Genomic DNA, 22,721 nt, shown 5'->3' on the forward strand with positions numbered 1-22,721 from the left:
GGCTAGGTCCTGTGCACCGTGTCGCCCTCTTCCCGGTGGCTGGGGTAGGCAAAGTTGTAATAACCGACATCGGTAACGGCCTTTTTCACCACGCCGTTGAGAATCACGCCTTTGACGGATACGCCGTTCTGTTCAAAGCGGCGCAGGCTGGCTTCAACCTGTTTTATGCTGTTAACCGCGAAACGCACCACCATCAAAGAGGTTCCCGCATGATGGCCGATAATCGCCGCATCGGTGACCGCCAGAATCGGCGGCGTATCAATCAGCACGATATCGTAACGCTGCCCTGCCCAGCGCAAAAAGTCCGTAAAACGCGGGTGCATCAGCAGTTCGGAAGGGTTTGGCGGCACCTGACCGCGCGGGACAAAATCCAGATTGGCCTGCGCCGTGGTGCGCACCGCCAGGCTCGGCTCAGTGCGGCCGACCAGCACGTCGGACAACCCGTGCCGTGCGTCGTTGCTCAGCCAGCGATGCAAAAACCCCTTGCGCATATCGCCGTCAATCAGCAGTACCTGCTGGCCGGCCTGAGCCAGCACCGCCGCCAGATTAATGCTGGCGAAACTTTTCCCGTTGGCCGGACTGGCGCCGGACACCATCAGGATATTGTTGCTCGCCTCCATCATCACGAAGTGCAGACTGGTGCGCAGACTGCGGAGCGCTTCAACGGCCAGATCCTCCGGCTGTTCCAGCGCCAGGATCGGCAGCCGCTCACCGCCGGAGCGCGTCAGCAACAGCTGCTGACTGCGGTTGCGCTTCGTCTGCCATAATGACAGCGGCACCGTGGCATACACATTGATACCGCGCTTTTCCAACACGGCGCTATCGTCAATGCCCCGGTGAAAAGCACCGCGCAACAGAACCACCGCGGCGGCAATCGTCCCGCCGCTCAATAGCGACAGTATGACGATCAGCATTTTTTGCGGTTTTACCGGCTTAATCGTCGTTTCCGCCGCATCGATAATGCGGATGTTCCCCACCGTACCCGCCTTGCTGATGCTCAACTCCTGCTGTTTGTTCATCAGCTGCATATACACCTGCTGATCAACCTGTACATCACGCGTCAGGCGCAGCACCTCCTGTTGGGTTTTCGGCAGCTTCTGCACCTGTTTGCCCAGACGCTTTTTTTCCTGCTCCAGCGTGGCGCGTTTTTCCAGCAGGGCGCGATATGCCGGGTGCGCGCGGGTATACAGCTTGGAAATCTCCGATTCTTTGAAGGTCAGTTCATTAAGCTGCGCCTCCAGCTGCACCAGCGTATCCAGCACCGACTTGGCTTCCAGCGACAGGTCCACCGAATCATTTTGCCGGCGGAACTGGTTCAGCCGGTTTTCCGCCTGATTCAGCGAAGATTGAGTCTGCGGCAGCTGACGCGCCAAAAACGCCAGCATGCGCTGCGCCTCTTCGGTTTTGCGGTCGACATTCTGTTGCAGATAGTTTTCGGTGATGCTCTGCAGAATCCGTCTGGCGTACTGCGGATCTTCATTCTCCAGTTTGAAGGTCATGATGCCGCTCTCTTTACCCGCCAGGGTGATGCTCAGATTGCGGCGCAGATCGTCGATGGCCTGCTGACGCGCCAGCTTTACCACGCTAAACGTCGCGCCCGGCTCGGCGGACAGCGTCGTCACGCGCAGACGCCATGCGCCGTCCTGCAGCGTCTCCCCCGCCCGGCCGCGCAGCACCGTCCGCCCGTCCTGGCTCAACGTAAAGCGCTGGTTCTCCCGCACGCTCAGGGTCAGGACTTTACCCAACATGTCCGTCGGCACCGCCAATTCGGCAATCGCCAACTGTGGGACCGGCCGGCCAAGCAAACGCGCTACGCCTTTGCCCACCAGCGGGAAAGCATCCGCGCTGACCCGCACCGTCAGTCCCAGGCTGTCCACGGTTTTCCCCAGCACGTAGCGGGAGTTAACCAGCGCAATCTCATCCTGCGTAGCGGAAAACTGCTCGCCGGCATTGTCCAGCGATTGGCGCAGCAGCGACGCGCCGGTGGTCGGCTGCTCCACCTGCGCCATCGCCGTCGCCTCATAGATCGGCGTCGCCAGCAGCGCGTACAGCAGTCCCAGCAACGCCGCCAAGATGGTCGCCAGCGCCAGACGCCAACGGTTATCCCACAGCAGGCCGATCAGGCGCTCCCACTCCAGTTTCTCTTCCACATCGGCCACCGCACCGGGTTGTGCACTATTTTTTATCATCGCTGCTCCTTGCATCGACCATTACCTTTTACCAATTACGCAGCCGCAGCGCGGCCTCGCTCAGATCGTTCAAACCGGAAATGGTCGGCACCAATTGGCTAATCAGCCGGTTCCAGCGCGTCACCGCCGCAGCGGTGACATACACCACGTCGTACGGTTGTAAGTGAAACTCTGTCCCCATCGCCAACGCGGTCGCATCCGAAAGATCAAACTGATACAACGCCGCCAATGGCTCCCCGTCTTTGTCACGCCCGGGACGGATAACGAATACCCCGGTGGCGTCCGCCAGCGACTGGCTGACGCCGTCTGCGTTGCCCAGCGCTTCGGTCAATGTCATGCCGCTGCGATCCAGTTTCAGAGTGGCCTGTCTGCCAACCTCGCCCATCACAAAGACTTTCTGGTCATCATTACGCGGCACGTAGAGAATATCCCCCGCCGTCAACGGCAGGTTCTGACTCAGATCGCCGTACTGCATCAGCGCCTGCAAGGAGATAACCTGCTCTTTTCCCTGATGCGTCACGGTAACATTGCGCCAATCCGCAGATTCGGTCAGGCCACCTGCGGCGTTGATCGCATCCAGCACCGTCAGCGGTATATTGGTGACTGGCTGGTGGCCGGAGACGTTGACTTCGCCGGTGACATATACTTTTTGTGAACGAAATGCGGCGATATTGACGTCCACCTGCGGATTCTCGACAAATGCCGCCAGCCTGGCGGCGATCAGACCGCGCACCTCGCCGGGGGTTTTTCCCACTACCTGCAGCCGGCCAATATACGGATAAAAAATGCTGCCATCGGTGTGTACCCAGTTACCGGTATCGCTGGCGCTGCGGTATTGCCCGGCCGGTGTGGTCAGTTCAGGATGATCCCACACCGTAACGTTCAGCACGTCGCCGACGCCGATGCGGTATTGATAATTCTGCCGGAACAGTTCCAACTGCGGATTAGGCCGCGCCGACGGCTGCACCCGCCGCATCTTGGCCAGCAGCATCGGCGTCATGCGGTATACCGCGACCGGCTGCGCCGGGGCGTCACGATCGTCCGATGTCGTCACCTTAAACTTGCCGGCCGTCGGCAAATGGGAACCGGGGAACAGGCTACAACTGCCAAGCAATGTGACGGATAGCGCCAGTGCCAGACGGGTAAAATCAAAATTCATGCAAGCATCCTGCTACAAAATTAACGGTCGGCTGCCGGCGAGCCGGCGGCCATTGTTGTCCGCCGAGGTTCACGTACCAGCAGGAAATAGCCGCCGGAACACAGCATAAATGCCGCCAGCATCAGGCTTTCCTGCCACGCCATCAGCTCGCCGGACAGGCCTACAACGGCCAGAGCCAAAGCCAGCAGACCGCTTACCGCCAATGCCTGGCGGGCGCTAAGACCACGGCGCATCAAAATATGGTGCAGATGATCGCGACCGGCTCGAAACGGGCTCTGACGCCGGGCGATACGACGCAGCATGACGCTCACCATATCCATCAACGGCATGGCAATCAGCCACAGCGCGCCGACCGGACGCATCACCGCACCGTCGCCCTGCGTCGCGCTCAACAACAGCCACAACACGGTAAATCCCATCACCATGCTGCCGGCATCGCCCATAAAGATTCGGTTGCGGCGCCCAAAAAAACCTAGGTTAAACAACAAGTAGGCCGCCAGGGTGACAATCAGACTCAGGCACCAGAACGCCGTGTCCAGACGGCCGCCCAGAGCGAACAGCACTGCCAGTCCGGCCAGCGTCACGCAGGACTGTATGCCCAACTGACCGTCAATACCGTCGACCATGTTGTAAGCGTTAATCGCGCCCCACACCGCCAGCGGCGTCACCAGCAAGGCGCCGTAGCCAAGCTGCAACGCTTCGCCGCCCCATAGGCTGCCCAGCGAAGAGAGCCGCATGCCGGCCGCCAGCATCATCACCAGCGCCAGCCCGCCCTGTACCGCCATACGCGGCGCGACCGACAGCTCAAAGCGGTCATCCAGCACGCCCAGCAGCAGCAGCGCCGTCACGCAGCACAGGTAGACCGCCATATGAGGCACGCCGTCCGGCTGCCAGAGCGAGAACAGAGCCACCGACAGATAAATCGCGATGCCTCCGCACAGCGGAATATGGCCCTGATGCTGTTTGCGGGCGCTGGGCTTATCGACCAGCGCCAGTTTCAGCGCCACTCCCCTGGCGATCGCCATCAGCAGCAACGCCAGAAAAAATATCACTCCCAGTTGATAAACCATTTCTCCCTCCTTGCTCCCTGAAATGACGCCGCCTGCCGTCCTCCGATTTCCTGGTGCGTCAGCGCACCATGGCATCAGCGCGCGCGAAACTCATGCCTGATGGTTTTGGCAATCGCATCCTCCAAAGGCACCGGTGCAACAAAATCAGTGCGCACATCGCTTTTGAACTGCGTTCTGGCGCAAAACTTCTGCACGCGGATGCGGCTGACGGGAAACTGACGCCGGGTGACTTTACTCACCAAATCCAGAGCGCCGGCGCCGCACAATCCCAGCCAATAAGGGATGCGTAACGTTTTGCTATTTTTGCCCAGCGAAGCCGACACCGTGGTCACCAGCTGATTCATGGTCAAATCGGGTTTATCGACATAATTGCAGATCTGATAGGCGGGCTGTTGATCGAGCGCGTGTTCCAGCCGGGCGGCGATATTCTCGACATACGCCATCGACTTGAAATTATTCCCGCTGCCAATCATGACAAACCGCCCGCCGGCAATTTGGCGCAGCAGGTTATACACATTGCCGCGGTTGCCTTCGCCAAAGACCACCGTCGGCCGGATTATCGTCAATTTGTTTTGCTTATCCGCCTTGCGCCAGGCTTCATAAACATATTCCGCTTCCAGTTTGGATTTGCCGTAGTGGTTAAAAGGATCAAAGGCGCCGTCTTCGCCGGTTTCCTGCTGGACAAAGCCATATACCGCCACCGAAGAGGTAAAAATGATCTGACGAATACCCAGCGCCGCAGCCTGTTGGCAAAGGTGGCGTGCGCCCTCCACATTCACTTGATAATAAAGCGAACTGGGCTGCACGTTATCCTTGTGCTCCGCCGCCAGATTGATCGCCACGTCACAACCGTCCAGCGCGGAGCGCAGGGTTTGCGGTTGCGTGATATCGCCGTATTGATAAAGTTCGGGGTAATCCTCACTCGGATTTTTATCAATAATGCGCAGCGTGAGATCGCTGCGCGAACGCAGACGTTTGACTAACCGTGTGCCAATAAAGCCGGAGCCACCGATAATAGCTACTTTACGCTCATCCATAATATTCACTCAGCCTGTTATCGTTATTTCCGCCAGTGATTCTGGCAGAAAGCCAATAGCGATTAACTATCGGACACAGACTGAACAAATTAACTTCCCCTTTCAAATAACAAAAAATAAAATAGCAGTCGTCACGCCATGTAAAACAGGATTAAAAGTGAAATTTCTCTTTGTCTAATTCTCTCTTTCGCGAGAAACAAATGAGTTCATCAGATTGTCCGGCAGGGTAAGCTGAATTTCGCTGCTCTCCTTTATTTCATCATAACGATATTGCTGCCGGAACCGCCCCTTCTTGGGATCAATGCATTCAATCGTCACCTGCAAGGACTTATTTCCCTGATACATGCACAGCAGCGAGCGCGACGAAGGTGCATCAGGATTATCGGCATTGCTGAACTTTAACGTCAGCATCACCCGCGTCGGGCTGTATATGCGGCTTCCTTCCGCGAGCGGACGCGCCTGACTTCCCAGGTAAAAGAAAACATTTGCGATAACCGCGAATAACGCCAGCACGGACACCAGTTTGACGCCGCGGGTAATCAACAGGGAAAAAGTCCCCGTTTGTCTCTTTTGCGGTTTAAACGGCTGCGTATGCCAAAGCGGATGCTGAGCCGCTATTTTTTCTTGATTCATCTCAGAATCGCGCTCGGCGCTTATTGCCATATCCTCAGAAAAACTCCCCCGACCAACACTTTCAGATGATTCCTGTTGAATATCCTCTTCCACCAAAGATTCGTGCTCTAAAATAGCTTCATCATCATGGCTGTCATCGCTCAAGAAATTAAATATTGCACGGTTTTCAACCCTGTAACCTAAGCGAGGGATGGTTCTGATAATGGTATGATCGCTATCGCCGATCTTCTGGCGAATGGATTTAATGGTCTGATTTATCGTTGAATCAGAGCAGTAAGTACCTTTCCATATGCTTTCTATAATCTCTGCCCGAGTCACCAGTTCGGGGGAGTTGGCAACCAACAGTGAGAGTATTTGATACTCCTTCCAACGTAGGCGGGTGCTTTTCCTGGAAGGGATCAATACATTGAGATTCCTAATCGTTATTCTTTTATCGAGATCCACGTTAATTTCCTTAATGAGCCCACTCCTGCACGCGTGATATAGAAATAAGAAAAAACGACAAAGAAATCAAATCTAAACTTAGCAAGTTGGCGAATTTATATTTTTACCCATATGAAAAGTCAATTTCACTCATGCTATTTATACATATCCATATAATTTAAATGCCTTTTTAACCCCTGGTGGAAAACTGTTTCCCTGCGCAATCACCCGGCACAACACCGCACCCAACCAGATGAATTAAAAAAGAAAAGCAGACCAACACAAACAAAAAACAGACAATGAAATCATAAAATTTCATCATAAAATCAATCAAGTGAAAACAATAAGCATTCGGCATTTCGACCTAATCCTATTGTAAAGCAATCGTGAAAAGTGGCATGAAAGAAGAATGAGACTAATCTCATTGAATGAGTGCCGGACAATTAATTTAAAATGGGAAATTCTGGGGAGTTTTTACTATTTATATTACAGGGAAGGAAGCATGGAAATCATTAGAATAAATAATCTGACACCCAATCCATTATTAAATAACATAATTAACCATTGGGTGTTGGCGCATGTTTTCTTAGGAAGAATACCCATCCTGTTATTTAATATTATTGATATTACAGGGCTTAATCATATTGTTGCAGGTATCTCTCCTAGCGCGGAGATACCTGCAGGGAAAGGCGTATTATCCGCGCGGCTTACGCCCGTATACCAGCCAGGTAATCACCACGCAGAGAATATAAAACACCAGGAATACCTTCATCGCCCCGGCTGGCGAGCCGGTCATTGCCAATGAGGTGCCAAAGGCTTTGGGGATAAAGAATCCGCCCACCGCGCCAATAGCGGAAATAAAACCCAGCGCGGCGGCAGAGTCGGTCACCGCTTCGCGCTGTGCCTCTTCATCGCTGCCGCCGGCGGCCTTGACGCGGTCGACGGTAATTTTACGGAAGATCACTGCGATCATCTGGAAGGTGGAGCCGCTCCCCAGCCCTGCCGTCAGGAACAGCAGCATAAAGACGCCGTAAAAGGCGATAAAGGAACCGGATGAACCGGCGTCCGGCAGCGTCAGGAACAGCAGCCCGGCAAATACCGCCATCAGTACAAAGTTGATCAGCGTCACGCGGATGCCGCCAAAGCGATCCGACAACGCACCGCCGACCGGACGCGCCAGCGCGCCAAGGAACGGGCCAAAGAAGGCATAGTGCAGGATCACCACATCCGGAAACTGGGTTTTCGACAGCATGGCGAACCCGGCGGAAAAACCGATAAAAGAACCGAAGGTGGACAGATACAACAGGCTGAGCAACCACAGGTGCCCGCGCTTCAGGACCGGCAACTGCTGGCGCAACGACGCCTTGGATGCCGCCAGGTCGTTCATGCCGAACCAGGCCGCCAAGGTGGCGACCAGCAGAAACGGCACCCATATCCAGGCGGCGTTTTCCAGCCATAGCTGGCTGCCGTCCGGCTGCTGATGGCCGCTGCCGCCAAACAGCGTAAACATCCCCAGCGTAATCGCCAGCGGAGCCGCCAGTTGCATCACGCTGACGCCGAGATTGCCCAGGCCGCCGTTCAGCCCCAGCGCACCGCCCTGCTTCGCTTTAGGGAAGAAGAAGCTGATATTCGCCATGCTGGAGGCGAAGTTGGCGCCGCCGAAGCCGCACAGCAGCGCGATAATCACAAAGATGTGGAAAGGCGTAGCGGGATCCTGCACCACCATCCCCAGCCACAGGCAGGGGACGATCAGCAGACAGGTGCTGATCGCCGTCCAGCGCCGGCCGCCGAAAATCGGTATCACGAAGGAGTAAGGCACGCGCATAATCGCGCCGGATACCGAAGGTAACGCCGTCAGCATAAACAGCTGGTCGGTGGTGAAGTTAAAACCGACCTTGTTCAGATTGACGGCAACGGCGCTGAACAGCATCCAGACGCAGAACCCCAGAAGCAGACAGGGAATCGAGATCCACAGGTTGCGGTTGGCGATACGCTGCCCACGCTGCTGCCAAAACTCGCTGTCCTCGGGCCGCCAGTCCTGAATAACCGCGCCCGTTTTTTTGTTTGATGACGTTGCTATGTGCGACATAAATAACCTCGAAAGCACGCTGATAATTGCGCTCACCCTAGAGCTCCCCCCTTAGTGCAAAGTTGACATAAATCAACCCGGATGCAGGTAGCCGCCGCCGCAAAATGCCCCCAACTCTATTAGGGAGTAAACGCCAAATCGTTTAAATGGTTTTTATATTCAACCAGATAGCCATCGCTCAATACGCAGGAAAGCCGGTGTGCCGGAGGCGGGGAAACTAATGGTTACTTCGTTATAGGTATGGGGTTATCTGCAGGGATAATGAAAAATAGCGCCAAATTGTTATCGGAACGGCTCGCCCGTCTTCCGATTGTTCCTCACTTCGCCGTCGTTGTTTTCAGGAATCTGCGCCGTATGAAATCATTACTGGCTCCGCTCTCCATCGTTAATCAGGTCGCCGTGCTGATGCTGCTGCTGGCGCTGCTTGGCATCGGCGGCATGAGCATCTCCGCCTGGATGGCGCAAAGCATTCAGGGCAATGCGCATGCCATCAACAAGGCGGGATCGCTGCGTATGCAGAGCTATCGTCTGCTGGCATCGTTACCGCTGGATGCGCGCAGCGAGAAGCTGATTGCTGAACTGAACCGCGATGCCGACAGCGAGGATTTACAACGTTCGGTGGCGCAGGAAGGCCTTACGCCGCAATTTTATGCGCTGCGCGACTACTGGCAGCACACGCTGCAGCCCCGCCTGCGCCAGGCGCAGCACCCCGCCGACGCCGACGCGCAGGTGGCGCACTTCGTCGGCCTGCTGGACGCGCTGGTATCGGATATCGACCGTCAGACCGAACGCCGGCTGCTGGCGGCAACGCTGGTGCAGTGGGTGTTTATCGCCCTGACGCTGCTGCTGCTGGCCGGCACCATCTGCTACCTGCGCCGCCGCCTGCTGCACCCCTGGCGTCAGCTGGTCACCATGGCGATGGCGGTCGGACGCGGCGATTTCAGCCGGCGCTTCCCCCAGCGCGGGCGGCAGGATGAAATGGCCTCGCTCGGCGGCGCCTTGAACGGCATGTCGGATGAACTGTCCACCATGTACGCACGGCTGGAACAGCGCGTGGCGGAAAAAACCGCCGATCTGCAGCAGAAAAACCAGGTTTTGCGCTTTCTTTATCACGCCAGCCGCCAGTTGCATACCAGCGATCCGATGTGCAGCCGGCTGATGCCGGTGCTCAGCCAGCTGCAAACCCTGACGCCGCTGCGCGCCATGCAGGTCAGACTGTACGAAAACAACAGCCAGGAGCAGTTCCAGCAGCTCAGCAGCCATGAGCCGCTGCGCCCGGAGCACTGCCACAATCCGTCCTGCCGCGCCTGCCTGAGTGACGACGTCATAGTGGATGAAGGCCCGACGCTCAGCTGGAGCCTGAGCGATAAACTGGGTAACTACGGCCTCCTGCTGGCGCAAAGCCGGCAGCCATTAAGCGATGAACACCAACAACTGGTCAGTACGCTGGTCGAACAGCTTACCAGCGTATTGGCGATTGAGCGGCAGGTCGACCATCAGCAGCAATTGATTCTGATGGAAGAGCGCGCCGCTATCGCCCGCGAGCTGCACGATTCGATCGCCCAATCCCTGTCGTGTCTGAAGATGCAGACCAGCTGTCTGCAGATGCAGGGAGCGGGCCTGCCGGCCGACAGTCTGACGCTGGTGCAGCAGATGCGCGAGGAGCTGAATACCGCCTACCGCCAACTGCGCGAACTGCTGACCACGTTCCGTCTGCAGCTGAGCGAGCCAGGCCTGCTGGCGGCGCTGCAGAGCACGGTGCGGGAGTTCAACACACGCCTCGGCATCGACATTGCGCTGGATTATCAGCTCGGGCCACGCACCGTCCCGGCTTACCAGGCAATCCACCTGCTGCAAATCGCCCGCGAAGCCCTCAGCAATATTCACAAACACGCCAAGGCGACGGAAGTCCGCATTCAGGTGACCAACCGTCAGGGGGAAGTGACGCTGACCGTCAGCGATAACGGCTGTGGACTGCCGCCCAACAGCGAACGCCCCGACCATTACGGGCTGATAATTATGCGCGATCGCGCCAAAAACCTGCACGGCCGCTGTGAGATCGTCTCCGGAGACGCAGGCGGAACAACGGTCAGCGTGGTATTCCGCCCGGAGATCCCCTGATATATCAGGGAATAGCGCCGGTCGCCGGCCATTGAACATTTACAGGAGAAGTTATGACCACCGAAACTGAAGGTGCCGCCACCATACTGCTGATTGACGATCACCCCATGCTGCGCAACGGCGTCAAACAGTTAATCAGCATGGATTCCCGCTTGCAGGTCATCGCCGAAGCCAGTAACGGCGCGCAGGGCGTTGAGCTGGCGGAACAGTTTGACCCGGATCTGATCCTGCTGGATTTGAATATGCCCGGCATGAACGGGCTGGAAACCCTCGACCAGCTGCGGCTGACCGCCCTGTCCGGCCGGGTGGTGGTGTTCAGCGTCTCCAATCACGAAGACGACGTCGTCAGCGCGCTCAAACGCGGCGCCGACGGCTATTTGCTGAAAGATATGGAGCCGGAAGTCCTGCTGAAGGCGCTGCATCAGGCCGCCGCCGGTCAGATGGTGCTGAGCGAAACCCTAACGCCGATCCTGGCCGCCAGCCTGCGCGACAACCGTCCGGCCGCCGAACGCGATATCCAGCAGTTGACCCCGCGCGAGCGCGATATTCTGAAGCTGATCGCCCAGGGGTTACCGAACAAACTGATCGCCCGCAAACTGATGATCACCGAAAGCACGGTGAAAGTGCACGTCAAACACCTGTTGAAAAAAATGAAGCTAAAATCCCGCGTCGAGGCCGCCGTATGGGTGCTGCAGGGAAAAACCGTCAGTTAAGCGCCGGCACCTGCGGCGTCTGCAGCATTTTCGGCTCGGACAGTTCGTCTTCCCGGCCGCCGCCGGCGCTCAGCGGCGGCGTCAGCTGCAGCGTGATCCAGTTGGAAGTCACGCGCTGCTGTTTTTCATCTTCCAGCGTCACCGACAGCCGGTAACGGTTTTCCGCTCCCGGCGTATCGTCCCAGGCCGGCATAATCACGCTCCAGCCGTGCGGATCGGTATTGTTGCGCGGCGGCGTCAGACTCAGGGTTTGGGTATCACCCTGCCAGCTGACGCGGGTAATCTTGTTGCTGGCGCGAATATCCACCACCAGCTGCAGCGTTTCACCCGGCTGCAGGTTCCACGGCGGCGTCGCCAAAAACACCTGCAGCGTCTTGCGTTGTTTAAACTCCAGCACCGGCACACTGTTGCGTTCGATCGGATCGTACCGGCTGCCGCGCAGCGACTTGGCCTGCGCCACGTATTCCGGCGAGATCTGCTTCGACAACGGCACGCCGAAACGGTAATTGACCGACAGCTCCACCCTGTCTTGCGTTTCACCGCCGTCGCCCAGCTTGTGCTGCGCCTTCAGCGTCATCAGCGGCACCGGCGTATAGTTCAGCCCCAGCTGCATGGCGCGCGGATCGCGCTGTTTATTGCCGCTGCCGAACAGGTCGACATTGTCGCCGAGATACTGCTCATAGCTCAGCGTAGCGCCAAGCTGCCGGTAAAACGGCAGATAACCCTGGGTGGTAATATCATAGCCGCGCGCCGGACGGCTGAGGAAAACGCCGTCGCTTTGCTGCTCGCGCATCGCCGAAAGCGGCTGATAGTAATTGGCGGAAAAACGCAGGTAATCCCCCCAGGCTTCGGCGCCGACGCTGGCGCGGTTGCGCTGGTTCTCCAGATCGCTGTCAAACACCGTGTTGTAGCCCAGCAGCCAGTCGCCGCTGACCCAGCGCTGACCCAGCCCCAGATTGGCCAATGAACTGTCGGTGCGCTGCTGGAAACCGAGCTGGCTGTAGGTCAGCAGACCGTTAACATCGTACAGCGGGCTGAACAGTTGCCCTTTACTGCCGGAAAAGTCGCCGTCCGAAGTCAGCGCCAGCGAGACATTCGCCGTTCCCAGCGGCGACAGCAGTTCCTGCGCCTGCTGCTGCAGCAGACCGGTCGCCTGGCCGATGGCGTAGTTCTCCGCCTGGGTGCGCAGTTGCTCCCTCGACACCTTATTCAGGTTACTCTCACCAAAGGATTTGGCCTTGGTCGCCCACTCTTTTTCCCGCGCGCTTTCCAGCAGCGTGCTGCCGCCCAGCTCCGGCAGGTCGGCGGCGGCGTTTTTATTCCGGTTCACCACGGAGTCGGGCGCCGGCGGCGACTCTGCCGCAACAGGCAAGATGGGAAGCAGAGGAACTAACAGACACAGCAGCGAAACCCGGCGGGCCGCACTGCCGTCAGCGATAGGTCTAACTTTGCGGAAATGTTGAATCAAAACTGCCATTAAACTCGCACCACGTCCCCGTCCACGGGAGAGGGTAAACTCAATTTTTGCTACGGTTACTCCGAACCGCAGACAGCCAAAGATGTATTCACTATAGCACAGGCCCGCGCCCGTTATCCGTGAGTCGCCGGGGTAAACGACGATACCGCAGCATAGTCCGTAGCCCCCAGAAAACAATCAGATAAAACTCAATCGGCAATGGCATGAAACCTGCTATGCTTCGAACCACTTTGACGTGCAGAGCAGGAGGCTGAGTGAGCCAGAAACAACCAAGTAAAGAGCGCTTTATCGGCCTGGAGTGGCTGAGATTTCTGCTGGGGTGCTATGTGATGGTGTACCACACCGCCCACCAGTACCCGCAAATCCGCAGTATTCCCATGCTGCCGGAATTCACCAGCATGGGCTTTTTCGCCACCAGTACCTTCTTTATCCTGTCGGGTTTTCTGCTGAGCCACGTCTATTTCAACGGCAATCAAATGCGCGAACCGGCACGCACTTTCTGGGCCAAGCGCTTCTTTAACCTGTATCCGATTCATATTGCGGCCTTGCTGATTGCCATCCTGACGGTCACGCTGATGCAGTGGTGGGCGATCCCGCCGGAAGGCCCCGCCGCCAGCCTGCGCTTTGTGATTTACGACACCAATGAAGAGCTGGGGCGGACCAACCCGGAAATGTTCCGTCACTATATGACCAACCCGCAGCTGGCGTTTAACACGCTGCTGCAACTGCTGATGCTGCAGGCCTGGAACCCCTACTTCCTGACCTTTAACGCCCCGCTGTGGTCACTGTCTACCCTGTTCTTCTTTTACCTGCTGTTCCCGCTGCTGGCGCCGCGTCTGCTGGCCGTACGCAATAAAAAGCTGTGGTTTGTGCTGCTGTGGGGGCTGTATCTGCTGCCGGCTATATGGGTGATCTGGCAGCAGCAATATGGCATGCCGTATACCGGCCTGCTGCAGCGCGGCCCGCTGTTCCGCCTGCCGGAGTTTCTGGCCGGCATCGTCTGTTACGCCATCTTCCGTCAGCGGCGCGCCGATGCGGTGCCGCACGGCGCCGTCTGGCGCTGGGGCTGCGTCACCTTTATCGCCGCCTGCTTTGTGATTGCCACCTTCCTGTTCACCCACGGCGGTGCCAAATACTGGTACTTCCTGCTGCATAACGGCCTGCTGCTGCCGGCGCAGTGCGCGCTGGTCTATCTGAGCGCGCTGGCCCGCACCCCGGCCAGCCGCTGGGTACAGCACTGGTCGCCACGGCTGGGGGCCGCCTCGCTGTCGATCTTCGCGCTGCACGTGCCGCTGTTTAACCTGTTCCGCACCGTTGAACAGTGGCTGCGCGGCGATCCGCTGGGCTGTTTCAGCAGTTGGAGCGCCTGTATCGCCGCCGCCGGCGAGGTGAAACTGTCGATTACCGGCTATCTGCTGTATCTGTTGCTGAGCGTGATGCTGTGCCTGCTGTTCCAGGAGCGTTTCGTCGTGCCGCTGCGCAACGCGCTGACCCGTCGCTTCCTGCCGGCCAAGCGCCAGCCGGCCGGCAACGGCGGCGCATAAGCGCGGCGCGCTCGCCTTTTGCCGATTTATTCGCCCCATTTCACTGAATTTCATCTCTCCCGTTTTCCTTCTTCACCCCGCTGCCAACCGGCAGCGGGGTGAAACCTGCGTCATTTCACCAAAACTCACATGCGCGCGGGAAGCGACGAATGTTAGCCTGCACTACGCATTCAGGGACATTCGGGCAACGGAGAACCGCTTATGCCAAACTCATCCGCCGCGACCGCAGGCATGCCGGAAACGCGCTTTCCCGCGCTGGGGTGGCTGTTGCCGCCGCTGGCTTTGTGCGTCTGGTTCGCGCCTTATATCTCGCTGGTAGCGGGCTGCGGGCTGATCGCCGCCGTGATGCTGCTGCGCCAGCGGCCCAGCCGCAGCCTGAGCCTGGCCGCCTTTCTGATCCTGACGCTGATATCAGCGGTGCCGCTGGCGACCAAAACGCTGGAGCCGCGGATGAACGACAAGGTGAATTACTACCTTGAGATGCTGCAGGCCAGCGGCTACGGCCTGACGGAGTGGCTGACGCAGTTTTCCGGCGCGGACTTTCTCTCACACCTGCTGTTCAAACTGAGCGCCATGTTGTTCGGCAGCGGCAACGCCGCCTTCGCCGCTTTCTTTATTGTCAGTTTCTCGCTGCTGGCCCTGGGCGTCTATCGTCTGACGCGGGTCTACTTTGCCGTCATCCTGTTTCTGTTCTGCTGTCAGTACAATTTTCAGGGGCTGTACGGCAATCTGCTGCGTCAGGGGCTGGCGCTGTCCTTTCTGGTGCTGGCGGCGGCAGAGCAGCGACGCGCGCCAATGCTGTTGTGGATTATCCTGGCCTCCCTGAGTCACTTCTCGTCCTACCTGTTCCTGCCTTTCCTGCTGCTGCCGGCGCGCTGGCGCACTATCGGCACCCTGCCGGCGCTGGCGGCGTTCGCCGCCTGCTACCTGGGCGGCGCGCTGCTGATGCCCAAACTGCTGGCGCTGGTCGGCAACGACTTTCTGGCGACGCGCGCCGAGGCCTACGTCAGCGGCAGCTTCGGCAATAATCCGCTGCGGAAAATTCAGATAACGCTGCTGTATATCGCCGTGGTGGAGGCGCTGTATCAGTTTTCCCGCTTTTACTTCCGCCACCGCGACCACCCGGCGCTGCAGAGCGCCTACGCGGTGCGGCTGATGTTTCTCTATACCTGCGCCATCTTCTTCGCCACCAGCAGTTTTGAAGAGGTCGCTAACCGCTACTCGTTCAATATGATGATTTTCGTGCTGATCTTCATCGTCATTATCTGCGGCCAGTTGAAAGACGCCGTCAGCCGGGTGCTGCTGACGCTGCTGTGTTTCAGCCTCGGCGTCGCTTCCTATCTGTACATCAATCTGATTGGCGTACAGCAGTTTTGGTACGGCGATCTGCAGGCGCTGCTGACCGACAGCCTGCCGGCGGTGTTCGCCAAGCTACAGATCAGCGGTGCGCTGTAGTCAAAACGCCCGGCCTTCAGGCCACCTGCCGGCCGGCGTGCTGCGCCAGCAGCTTCTTCAATTCCGGCAGGCAGGAGCCGCAGTTGGTGCCGCACCGCAGCGCTTCGCCCAACGCTTCAGTGCTGCCGCAGCCCTGAGCGATCGCCGCCATAATCTGCGGCTCCCCGACGCCAAAACAGCTGCACACCGTCCGCCCCTGCGCCGCCTGCCCCGGCGCGGCGCGGCCGGCCAGCAGCGCCAGCCGTGGCGGCCCCGACGGCGGCGCCTGCGCAAAGGCCGCCAGGATTGCCGCCCGATCGAGCGCCAGCGCCTGCCGGCGCACGTAAAACGCCAGTTGCACCTCTCCCCGCCGCCAGCCGATCAGGTGATAGCCGTACTGCGACAGCGACGCGCTCTGTAGCGTCAACCCCTCCAGGCCAAAGTGCTGTTGCAGCCAAGCTTCCCAATCCGCCACCGGCTGCTGGCCGGCCATAATAAAATGCGTCGCCTGTGCCTGCGTGACCCGACTCCAGTAGATGCCTGCCGGCGGCGTCGCCGTGCCGCGCAAAAAGATCTCCGCCTGCCAGCAGGCAGGCCAGCGGCTGACGCGTACCGGCGCATGCTTGCTCTCCGGCTGGCCGGACAGCGCGTCGACCACCGGCGGGATCAGGCTGTCCACCCGCCCCTGCGCGGTGAAACGGTCATTCCAGTGCATCGGTACGAAGACGCTGCCGCGGCGCTGGTCCGTCGTCAGCTGCGCACGCGCGATCATCCAACCGTGGCGCGTGGCAAGGCGCGTCAGCTCGCCGTCGGCAATGTCCAGCGCCGCCGCATCCTGCGGGTGCAGCGCGCAGAATGGCTCGCTGATATGGCGCATCAGTCGCGCCGTTTTGCCGGTACGCGTCATGGTGTGCCACTGGTCACGAATGCGTCCGGTATTCAATACCAGCGGGTAGCGCAACGTCGGCGCATGCTGCGGCAGACGCGGAGCGATCGGCAGCAGACGCGCTTTGCCGTCGGGGTGGAAGAAACGCCCGTCGGCAAACAGCCGCTGACACCCCGCCGGGTATTGCGCGTTCACCGGCCACTGCAGCGGCGTCATCTGCCGCCAGGCCTGGCGGTCAAGCCCGGCCAGCCCGCTGATATCAAACGCCCGCGTCCCCTGATTCTCAAAACCGGACAGTGCCGCATGTTCGCTGAAAATCTCGGCCGGATGGCGGTAGCCGAACGCCGCGCCGTAGCCCATGCGCTGCGCTACCCGGCTGAGGATCCACCAGTCGGCGCGCGCTTCGCCCGGCGGCGGCAGAAAAGCGCGCTGGCGGGAAATGCAGCGCTCCGAATTGGTCACGCTGCCCTCTTTCTCCCCCCATGCCAGCGCCGGCAGGCGGATATGCGCCAGCGCGGCGGTATCGGTGTCGGCCATCACCTCGGACACCACCACCAGCGGGCACTCTTTCAGCGCCTGACGCACCCGATCGGCGTCCGGCAACGACACCACCGGGTTGGTGCCCATAATCCATACCGCCTTCACCGTACCGTCGGCCACCGCGCGGAACAGATCCACCGCGTTCAGCCCCGGCCGGCGCGCAATGTTCGGCGCCTGCCAGAAACGCCGCACGCGGTCGACCTCCTCCTCGCCAAAGCCCATGTGTGCCGCCAGCTGGTTAGCCAGCCCGCCCACTTCGCGCCCGCCCATGGCATTCGGCTGACCGGTCAGCGAAAACGGCCCGCAGCCCGCCCTGCCGATGCGGCCGCCGGCCAGGTGCAGGTTGATAATGGCGTTGCATTTATCCGCTCCGCTCGACGACTGGTTCACCCCCATGGAATACAGCGTCAGCCAGTTTTTCGCCTCCGCCAGCAGGTGGAAGAAGGCCGTCACCTGCGCCAGCGGCAGCTGACAGTATTGCGCCACCCGCTGTGGCGTCCACGCTTGCGCCGCCTGCAGCGCCGCCGATGCGCCTTCGGTGTGGCGTTGTAAAAATGTCTCATCCAGCAAGCCCTGCTGCGCCAGCCAGTGCAGCGCGCCGTTAAACAGCGCGGCGTCACTGCCGGGACGCAGCGCCAGATGCAGATCTGCGTCGTCACAGCTGGCGGTGGCGCGCGGGTCGATCACCACCACCTTCATAGCCGGCCGCTGCTGACGGGCGCGCATCAGGCGCTGGTAGAGGATCGGATGCGCCCAGGCGGCGTTGGATCCGCACAGGATCGCCACATCCGTCAATTCAACGTCCTGATAGCTGCAGGGCACCGCATCGCCGCCGAAGGCGCGTTTGTAGCCCACCACCGCCGACGCCATGCACAGACGCGAATTGGTGTCGATATTGGCCGCACCGATAAAACCTTTCATCAGCTTATTGGCGACATAGTAATCCTCCGTCAGCAGCTGGCCGGACGCGTAAAACGCCACCGCCTGCGGCCCGTGCTGCGCAATGATCTGCGCAAAGCGCCGGGCGACCGTCTCCAGCGCCTGCGGCCAATCGACCTGATGACCGTCAACCTGCGGCTGCAGCAGCCGCCCCTGCAGATCCAGCGTTTCCGCCAGCGCGCTGCCCTTGACACACAGCCGGCCGCCGTTGGCCGGATGCGTCGCATCGCCGCTGATGCTGATACCGTCGCCCTGCGTCGTCACCGCCACGCCGCAGCCGACGCCGCAATACGGGCAGGTGGTGCAGTGCGGCGCGTTCATAACGCCGCCCCCGCCATCTCCTGCGCCTGTGGCTGCAGCGGGCCAGGCTCGCCGTACACCCACACCCGCTCCTGATCCACCCGCACCGGCCAGACCTCGAGGCGCACATTGCTGTCCTCCAGGCTGACGCCGTCACGCAGGCGGAAGCGCTGCTTGTACAGCGGCGAGATCACCACCGGCTCGCCCGCCGCGTCACCCAGCAGACCGCGCGCCAGTACGTTGGCCGAACTGCCCGGCTCGCGGTTGGCCAGCGCGTACACGCCGGCGCCCGGCAGGTGAAACAGCGCCACCTGCCGTCCGGCCACCCGGGCGGCGATGCCGCTGTGCGGCGGAATATCGCCCAGCGCACACACATCTTCCCACTGCGCCCCAGGTTCCCGCGCCGGCTGCACCTCAATCACCTGAGCGCGCGCCTCGGCCGGGCGGCGCTGTCCGCGCTCCGGCTGCCACACTACCGTCTCGTCCGGCTGGTCACTGTTGACGAACGCGCGGAACTGACGCAGTTTCTCCGGGCTGGCCAGCGTGGTTTGCCATTCGCACTGGTAGCTGGCGATCACCGCCTGCATCTCGTTTTCCAGTTCAGCGGCGATGCCGAGGCTGTCCTCCAGCACCACCTGGCGCAGATAGTCCAGCCCGCCCTCCAGATTATCCATCCAGGTGCTGGTGCGCTGCAGCCGGTCAGCGGTGCGGATATAGAACATCAGGAAACGGTCGATGGTGCGGATCAGCGTAGCGCTGTCCAGATCGCTGGCAAACAGATCGGCATGGCGCGGTTTCATGCCGCCGTTGCCGCACAGGTAGAGGTTCCAGCCCTTGTCGGTGGCGATCACCCCCACGTCTTTGCTCTGCGCTTCGGCGCATTCACGCGTGCAGCCCGATACCGCCATCTTGATTTTGTGCGGCGAACGCAGCCCCTTGTAGCGGTTCTCCAGCTCAATCGCCAGCCCGGTGGAATCCTGCACGCCATAGCGGCACCAGCTGGAACCGACGCAGGATTTCACCGTGCGCAGCGATTTGCCGTAGGCGTGGCCGGTTTCAAAACCGGCCTCCACCAGCTGTTGCCAGATCTCCGGCAGTTGCTCCAGGCGCGCGCCGAACATATCCACCCGCTGGCCGCCGGTTATTTTGGTATACAGCTGATAGCGCTGGGCGATCTGCCCGATGGCGATCAGCCCCTGCGGCGTGATTTCGCCGGCCGGTACCCGCGGCACGACCGAATAAGTGCCGTCCTTTTGAATATTGGCGAAGAAGCGATCGTTGGTGTCCTGCAGCGGCAGGTGCTGCGGCTCCAGCAGGTATTCATTCCAGCAGGAGGCCAGAATCGACGCTGCCAGCGGCTTGCAGATTTCGCAGCCTTGGCCGCGGCCATGTTTTGCCATCAGTTCGTCGAAGCTGCGGATATTACCGACCCGCACCAGGTGGTACAGCTCCTGGCGGGAATAGGCGAAATGTTCGCAGACGTCTTTTTTCACCTCGACGCCGCGCTGCGCCAGTTCATGCTCCAGCACCTGTTTCACCAGCGCCGCGCAGCCGCCGCAGCCGGTGCCCGCCTTGGTGCAGCTTTTCACCGCCGCCAGATCGCCGCAGCCCTGTTCCACCGCCGCGCCGATATCGCCCTTGCTGACGTTATGGCAGGAGCAGATCTGCGCGCCGGCCGGCAATGCGGCCACCCCCAGCCCTTTTGGCGCCCCGCCGGCGGCGGCCGGCAGGATCAGGCTTTCCGGCGCCGCCGGCAGCGGCAGATCGTTCAGCATCATCTGCAACAGCGTGCTGTATTCGGCGCTGTCGCCCACCAGCACCGCCCCCAGCAGTTTTTTGCCGTCGGCGGAAACCACCAGCTTTTTGTAGACCTCCGCCGGTCCGTCAACCCAGCTGTAGCTCTGGCTGCCGGCGCTGCGGCCGTGGGCGTCGCCGATTGACGCCACCTCCACCCCCAACAGTTTCAGCTTGGTGCTCATATCCGCACCGCAAAACTGCGCGACGCCGCCGGCCAGCGTATCCGCCAGCGTGCGCGCCATCTGATAGCCCGGTGCCACCAGACCAAAAATCTGCCCGTTCCACAGCGCGCACTCGCCGATGGCGAAAATCGCCGCATCGCTGGTGCGGCACTGGTCATCAATCACGATACCGCCGCGTTCGCCCAGCGCCAGATCGGCATCCCGCGCCAGCTGGTCGCGCGGGCGGATGCCGGCGGAAAACAGGATCAGGTCGGCCTCCAGCCGCCCGCCGTCGGCAAAGTGCATGCTGTGACGGTGTAACAAGCCGTCCTCTATCGCCCGGGTTTCCTTGCCGGTATGCACGTTGACCCCCAGCGCCTCAATTTTTTTACGCAGCATGGCGGCGCCGCCGTCATCCAACTGTACGCCCATCAGGCGCGGCGCGAATTCCACCACGTGGGTTTCCAGCCCCAGCTGACGCAACGCGTTGGCCGCCTCCAGCCCCAGCAGGCCGCCGCCCACCACCACGCCGACCCGGGCGCTCTCCGCGCTGGCCGCAATGGCCGCCAGATCGTCCAGCGTGCGGTACACCAGACAGTCCGGCCGCTGGTTACCGGGGATCGGCGGCACAAACGGATAAGAACCGGTAGCCAGCACCAGTTGGTCATAGGCGGTTTCCCGCCCTTCGCTATCCGTGACGCACTTGCGCTGACGGTCGATGGCGCATACCCGCAAGCCCAGCCGCAGTTCAATGCCGTAGCGGTCAAAAAAGCCATCTTCCACCACCGACAGCGACTGCGCGCTGCGGCCGGCAAAGAATTCGGACAGGTGCACGCGGTCATACGCCGCCACCGGTTCTTCGCCAAACACCACAATGTGGTAGCGCTGATGCAGCTCGCGCGCCACCAGCTGTTCCAGGAAGTGATGTCCCACCATGCCGTGACCGGCGACCAACAATACGGGTTTGTGCATATCGCTTTTCCTCTCGTTCGCCGTCACTGCGGCTTCACACTCTGTCCTGCCGAACAGCAGCGCCGCCGGATCCGTCACCGGGCGGCCCAGCCGTTGCAGATAAAATTGCGCGTCGCCGGCGTCGCCATACAGCAGCACGCCGTGCAGTACGCCGTCGCGCAGCAGCAGGCGGCGGTAGTGCTGCGCCTGCGGATCTTCGGCGTAATGAACCTCATCGCCCTCTGCCGGCTGTACCTCGCCGGCGCACAGCATGTCGATGCCGCTGACCTTTAAGCGAGTGTTCAGCGGCGCGGGCCGGAAGGGTTCACTCGCCTGCCCGGCCAGCCGCTGCGCCAGCAGCGTCGCCTGCTGCCAGCACGGCGCCACCAGACCGAAGGTGGTTTCCCCCAGCTGGCTGCACTCGCCCACGGCGTAGATCGCCGGATCGTCGGTCTGCTGGTGCTCGTCCACCATGATGCCGCGCTGACAGGCCAGCCCGGCCTGCTGCGCCAGCGCGATGGCCGGCCGCACGCCGGCGGCAATGACCGCCAGATCGCAGGCCAGTTCGCGCCCGTCGCTCAGTCTGGCGCCCTGCAGTTCGCCGTCGCCGTAAAAGGCGCTGACCTGCGTCGCCAGATGGCTGTCGATGCCGCGTGCCGCCAGGTTGTTCTGCAGCATGCCCGCCGCGCGCGCATCCAACTGACGCTCCATCAGCCACTCGCCCCGGTGCACCACCGCGCTGCGCACGCCGCGGGCGGCCAGCGCCGCCGCCGCCTCAATCCCCAGCACGCCGCCGCCCACCACCAGCGCCCGCGCCCCCGGACGGCAGCGGCCGAGCATCGCCTCGACGTCATCCAGCGTGCGGAAGCCGTACACGCCGGGCAGTTCAATCCCCGGCGTCGGCGGCATCCACGGCCGCGAACCGGTGGCGAACACCAGCAGGTCATAGGCGACGCTGCCCGCGCGGGTGATAACCCGCCGCGTCTGCCGATCCAGCGCCAGCGCCGTTTCGCCATGCCGCAACGCGACACCCTGCTGGCGATACCACGCCAGCGGATGCAGCAGCGCGTCGTCGAAGGATTTCTCGCCCGCCAGCAGCGGCGACAGCAGAATACGGTTGTAGTTGCCGCGCGGCTCCTCGCCGATCACCGTGATGGCATAGCGCTGCGGCGCCAGCCGGCACAGCGTCTCCACCAGCCGCATGCCCGCCATGCCGTTGCCGATCACCACCAGGCGTTGCTGCGTTGCCATACTCATC

13 protein-coding genes are annotated in these 22,721 nt (G+C 60.6%); 4 read left to right on the plus strand and 9 right to left on the minus strand.

The window, feature by feature from the left end; translation table 11 throughout:
- Positions 1–2: 2 nt before the first annotated feature.
- The 6 genes from TAN611_RS13960 to TAN611_RS13985 form a co-directional block, all read right to left on the minus strand.
- Complete coding sequence (locus TAN611_RS13960; RefSeq protein WP_203066587.1) at positions 3–2,189, minus strand: polysaccharide biosynthesis tyrosine autokinase; 2,187 nt, start codon at positions 2,187–2,189, stop codon at positions 3–5.
- Positions 2,190–2,217: 28 nt separating this feature from the next.
- Entirely contained in the window at positions 2,218–3,348 is a 1,131-nt protein-coding gene (locus tag TAN611_RS13965; protein WP_203066588.1) for a polysaccharide export protein, read from the minus strand.
- 20 nt (positions 3,349–3,368) lie between these two features.
- Positions 3,369–4,418 carry a UDP-N-acetylglucosamine--undecaprenyl-phosphate N-acetylglucosaminephosphotransferase gene (gene wecA / locus TAN611_RS13970; RefSeq protein WP_187044527.1) on the minus strand — a complete coding sequence of 350 codons (1,050 nt, stop codon included), beginning with the start codon at positions 4,416–4,418 and terminating at the stop codon, positions 3,369–3,371.
- Between the two features lie 74 nt (positions 4,419–4,492).
- Positions 4,493–5,455 (minus strand): NAD(P)-dependent oxidoreductase, encoded by a 963-nt coding sequence (locus tag TAN611_RS13975; RefSeq protein ID WP_105231534.1) that lies wholly within the window; start codon positions 5,453–5,455, stop codon positions 4,493–4,495.
- Positions 5,456–5,629: 174 nt separating this feature from the next.
- Positions 5,630–6,532 (minus strand): helix-turn-helix domain-containing protein, encoded by a 903-nt coding sequence (locus TAN611_RS13980; RefSeq protein WP_105231535.1) that lies wholly within the window; start codon positions 6,530–6,532, stop codon positions 5,630–5,632.
- Between the two features lie 673 nt (positions 6,533–7,205).
- Positions 7,206–8,600 carry a NarK family nitrate/nitrite MFS transporter gene (locus TAN611_RS13985; protein ID WP_105231536.1) on the minus strand — a complete coding sequence of 465 codons (1,395 nt, stop codon included), beginning with the start codon at positions 8,598–8,600 and terminating at the stop codon, positions 7,206–7,208.
- A gap of 354 nt (positions 8,601–8,954) precedes the next feature.
- Here TAN611_RS13985 and narX point away from each other — a divergent pair, with 354 nt between their 5' ends.
- Positions 8,955–10,721, plus strand: coding sequence for a nitrate/nitrite two-component system sensor histidine kinase NarX (gene narX / locus TAN611_RS13990; protein WP_105231537.1), 1,767 nt, complete (start codon positions 8,955–8,957; stop codon positions 10,719–10,721).
- A gap of 53 nt (positions 10,722–10,774) precedes the next feature.
- Complete coding sequence (narL, locus tag TAN611_RS13995) at positions 10,775–11,434, plus strand: two-component system response regulator NarL (protein WP_111736911.1); 660 nt, start codon at positions 10,775–10,777, stop codon at positions 11,432–11,434.
- Here narL and TAN611_RS14000 read toward each other — a convergent pair.
- Complete coding sequence (locus TAN611_RS14000) at positions 11,427–12,911, minus strand: YchO/YchP family invasin (RefSeq protein ID WP_105231539.1); 1,485 nt, start codon at positions 12,909–12,911, stop codon at positions 11,427–11,429. The two genes, narL and TAN611_RS14000, sit on opposite strands and share 8 nt — an antisense overlap.
- A gap of 254 nt (positions 12,912–13,165) precedes the next feature.
- Between TAN611_RS14000 and TAN611_RS14005 the strand changes: the two genes are divergently transcribed.
- Together TAN611_RS14005 and TAN611_RS14010 are read left to right on the plus strand one after the other, a co-directional pair.
- On the plus strand, positions 13,166–14,455 hold the full coding sequence (locus tag TAN611_RS14005; RefSeq protein ID WP_203066589.1) for an acyltransferase: 1,290 nt from the start codon (positions 13,166–13,168) through the stop codon (positions 14,453–14,455).
- 201 nt (positions 14,456–14,656) lie between these two features.
- Positions 14,657–15,910 (plus strand): EpsG family protein, encoded by a 1,254-nt coding sequence (locus TAN611_RS14010; protein ID WP_203066590.1) that lies wholly within the window; start codon positions 14,657–14,659, stop codon positions 15,908–15,910.
- A gap of 16 nt (positions 15,911–15,926) precedes the next feature.
- Here the strand turns inward: TAN611_RS14010 and TAN611_RS14015 are convergent, their stop codons facing one another.
- Positions 15,927–18,575: a nitrate reductase gene (locus TAN611_RS14015; protein ID WP_203066591.1), complete on the minus strand. Its 2,649-nt coding sequence runs from the start codon at positions 18,573–18,575 to the stop codon at positions 15,927–15,929.
- Positions 18,572–22,714 (minus strand): nitrite reductase large subunit NirB, encoded by a 4,143-nt coding sequence (gene nirB / locus TAN611_RS14020; protein WP_203066592.1) that lies wholly within the window; start codon positions 22,712–22,714, stop codon positions 18,572–18,574. The genes TAN611_RS14015 and nirB overlap by 4 nt, the downstream gene beginning before the upstream one ends.
- Positions 22,715–22,721: the final 7 nt, after the last annotated feature.

The organism is Serratia sp. Tan611, from assembly GCF_905188235.1.
In the GTDB taxonomy this organism is placed as follows: domain Bacteria; phylum Pseudomonadota; class Gammaproteobacteria; order Enterobacterales; family Enterobacteriaceae; genus Serratia_B; species Serratia_B rhizosphaerae.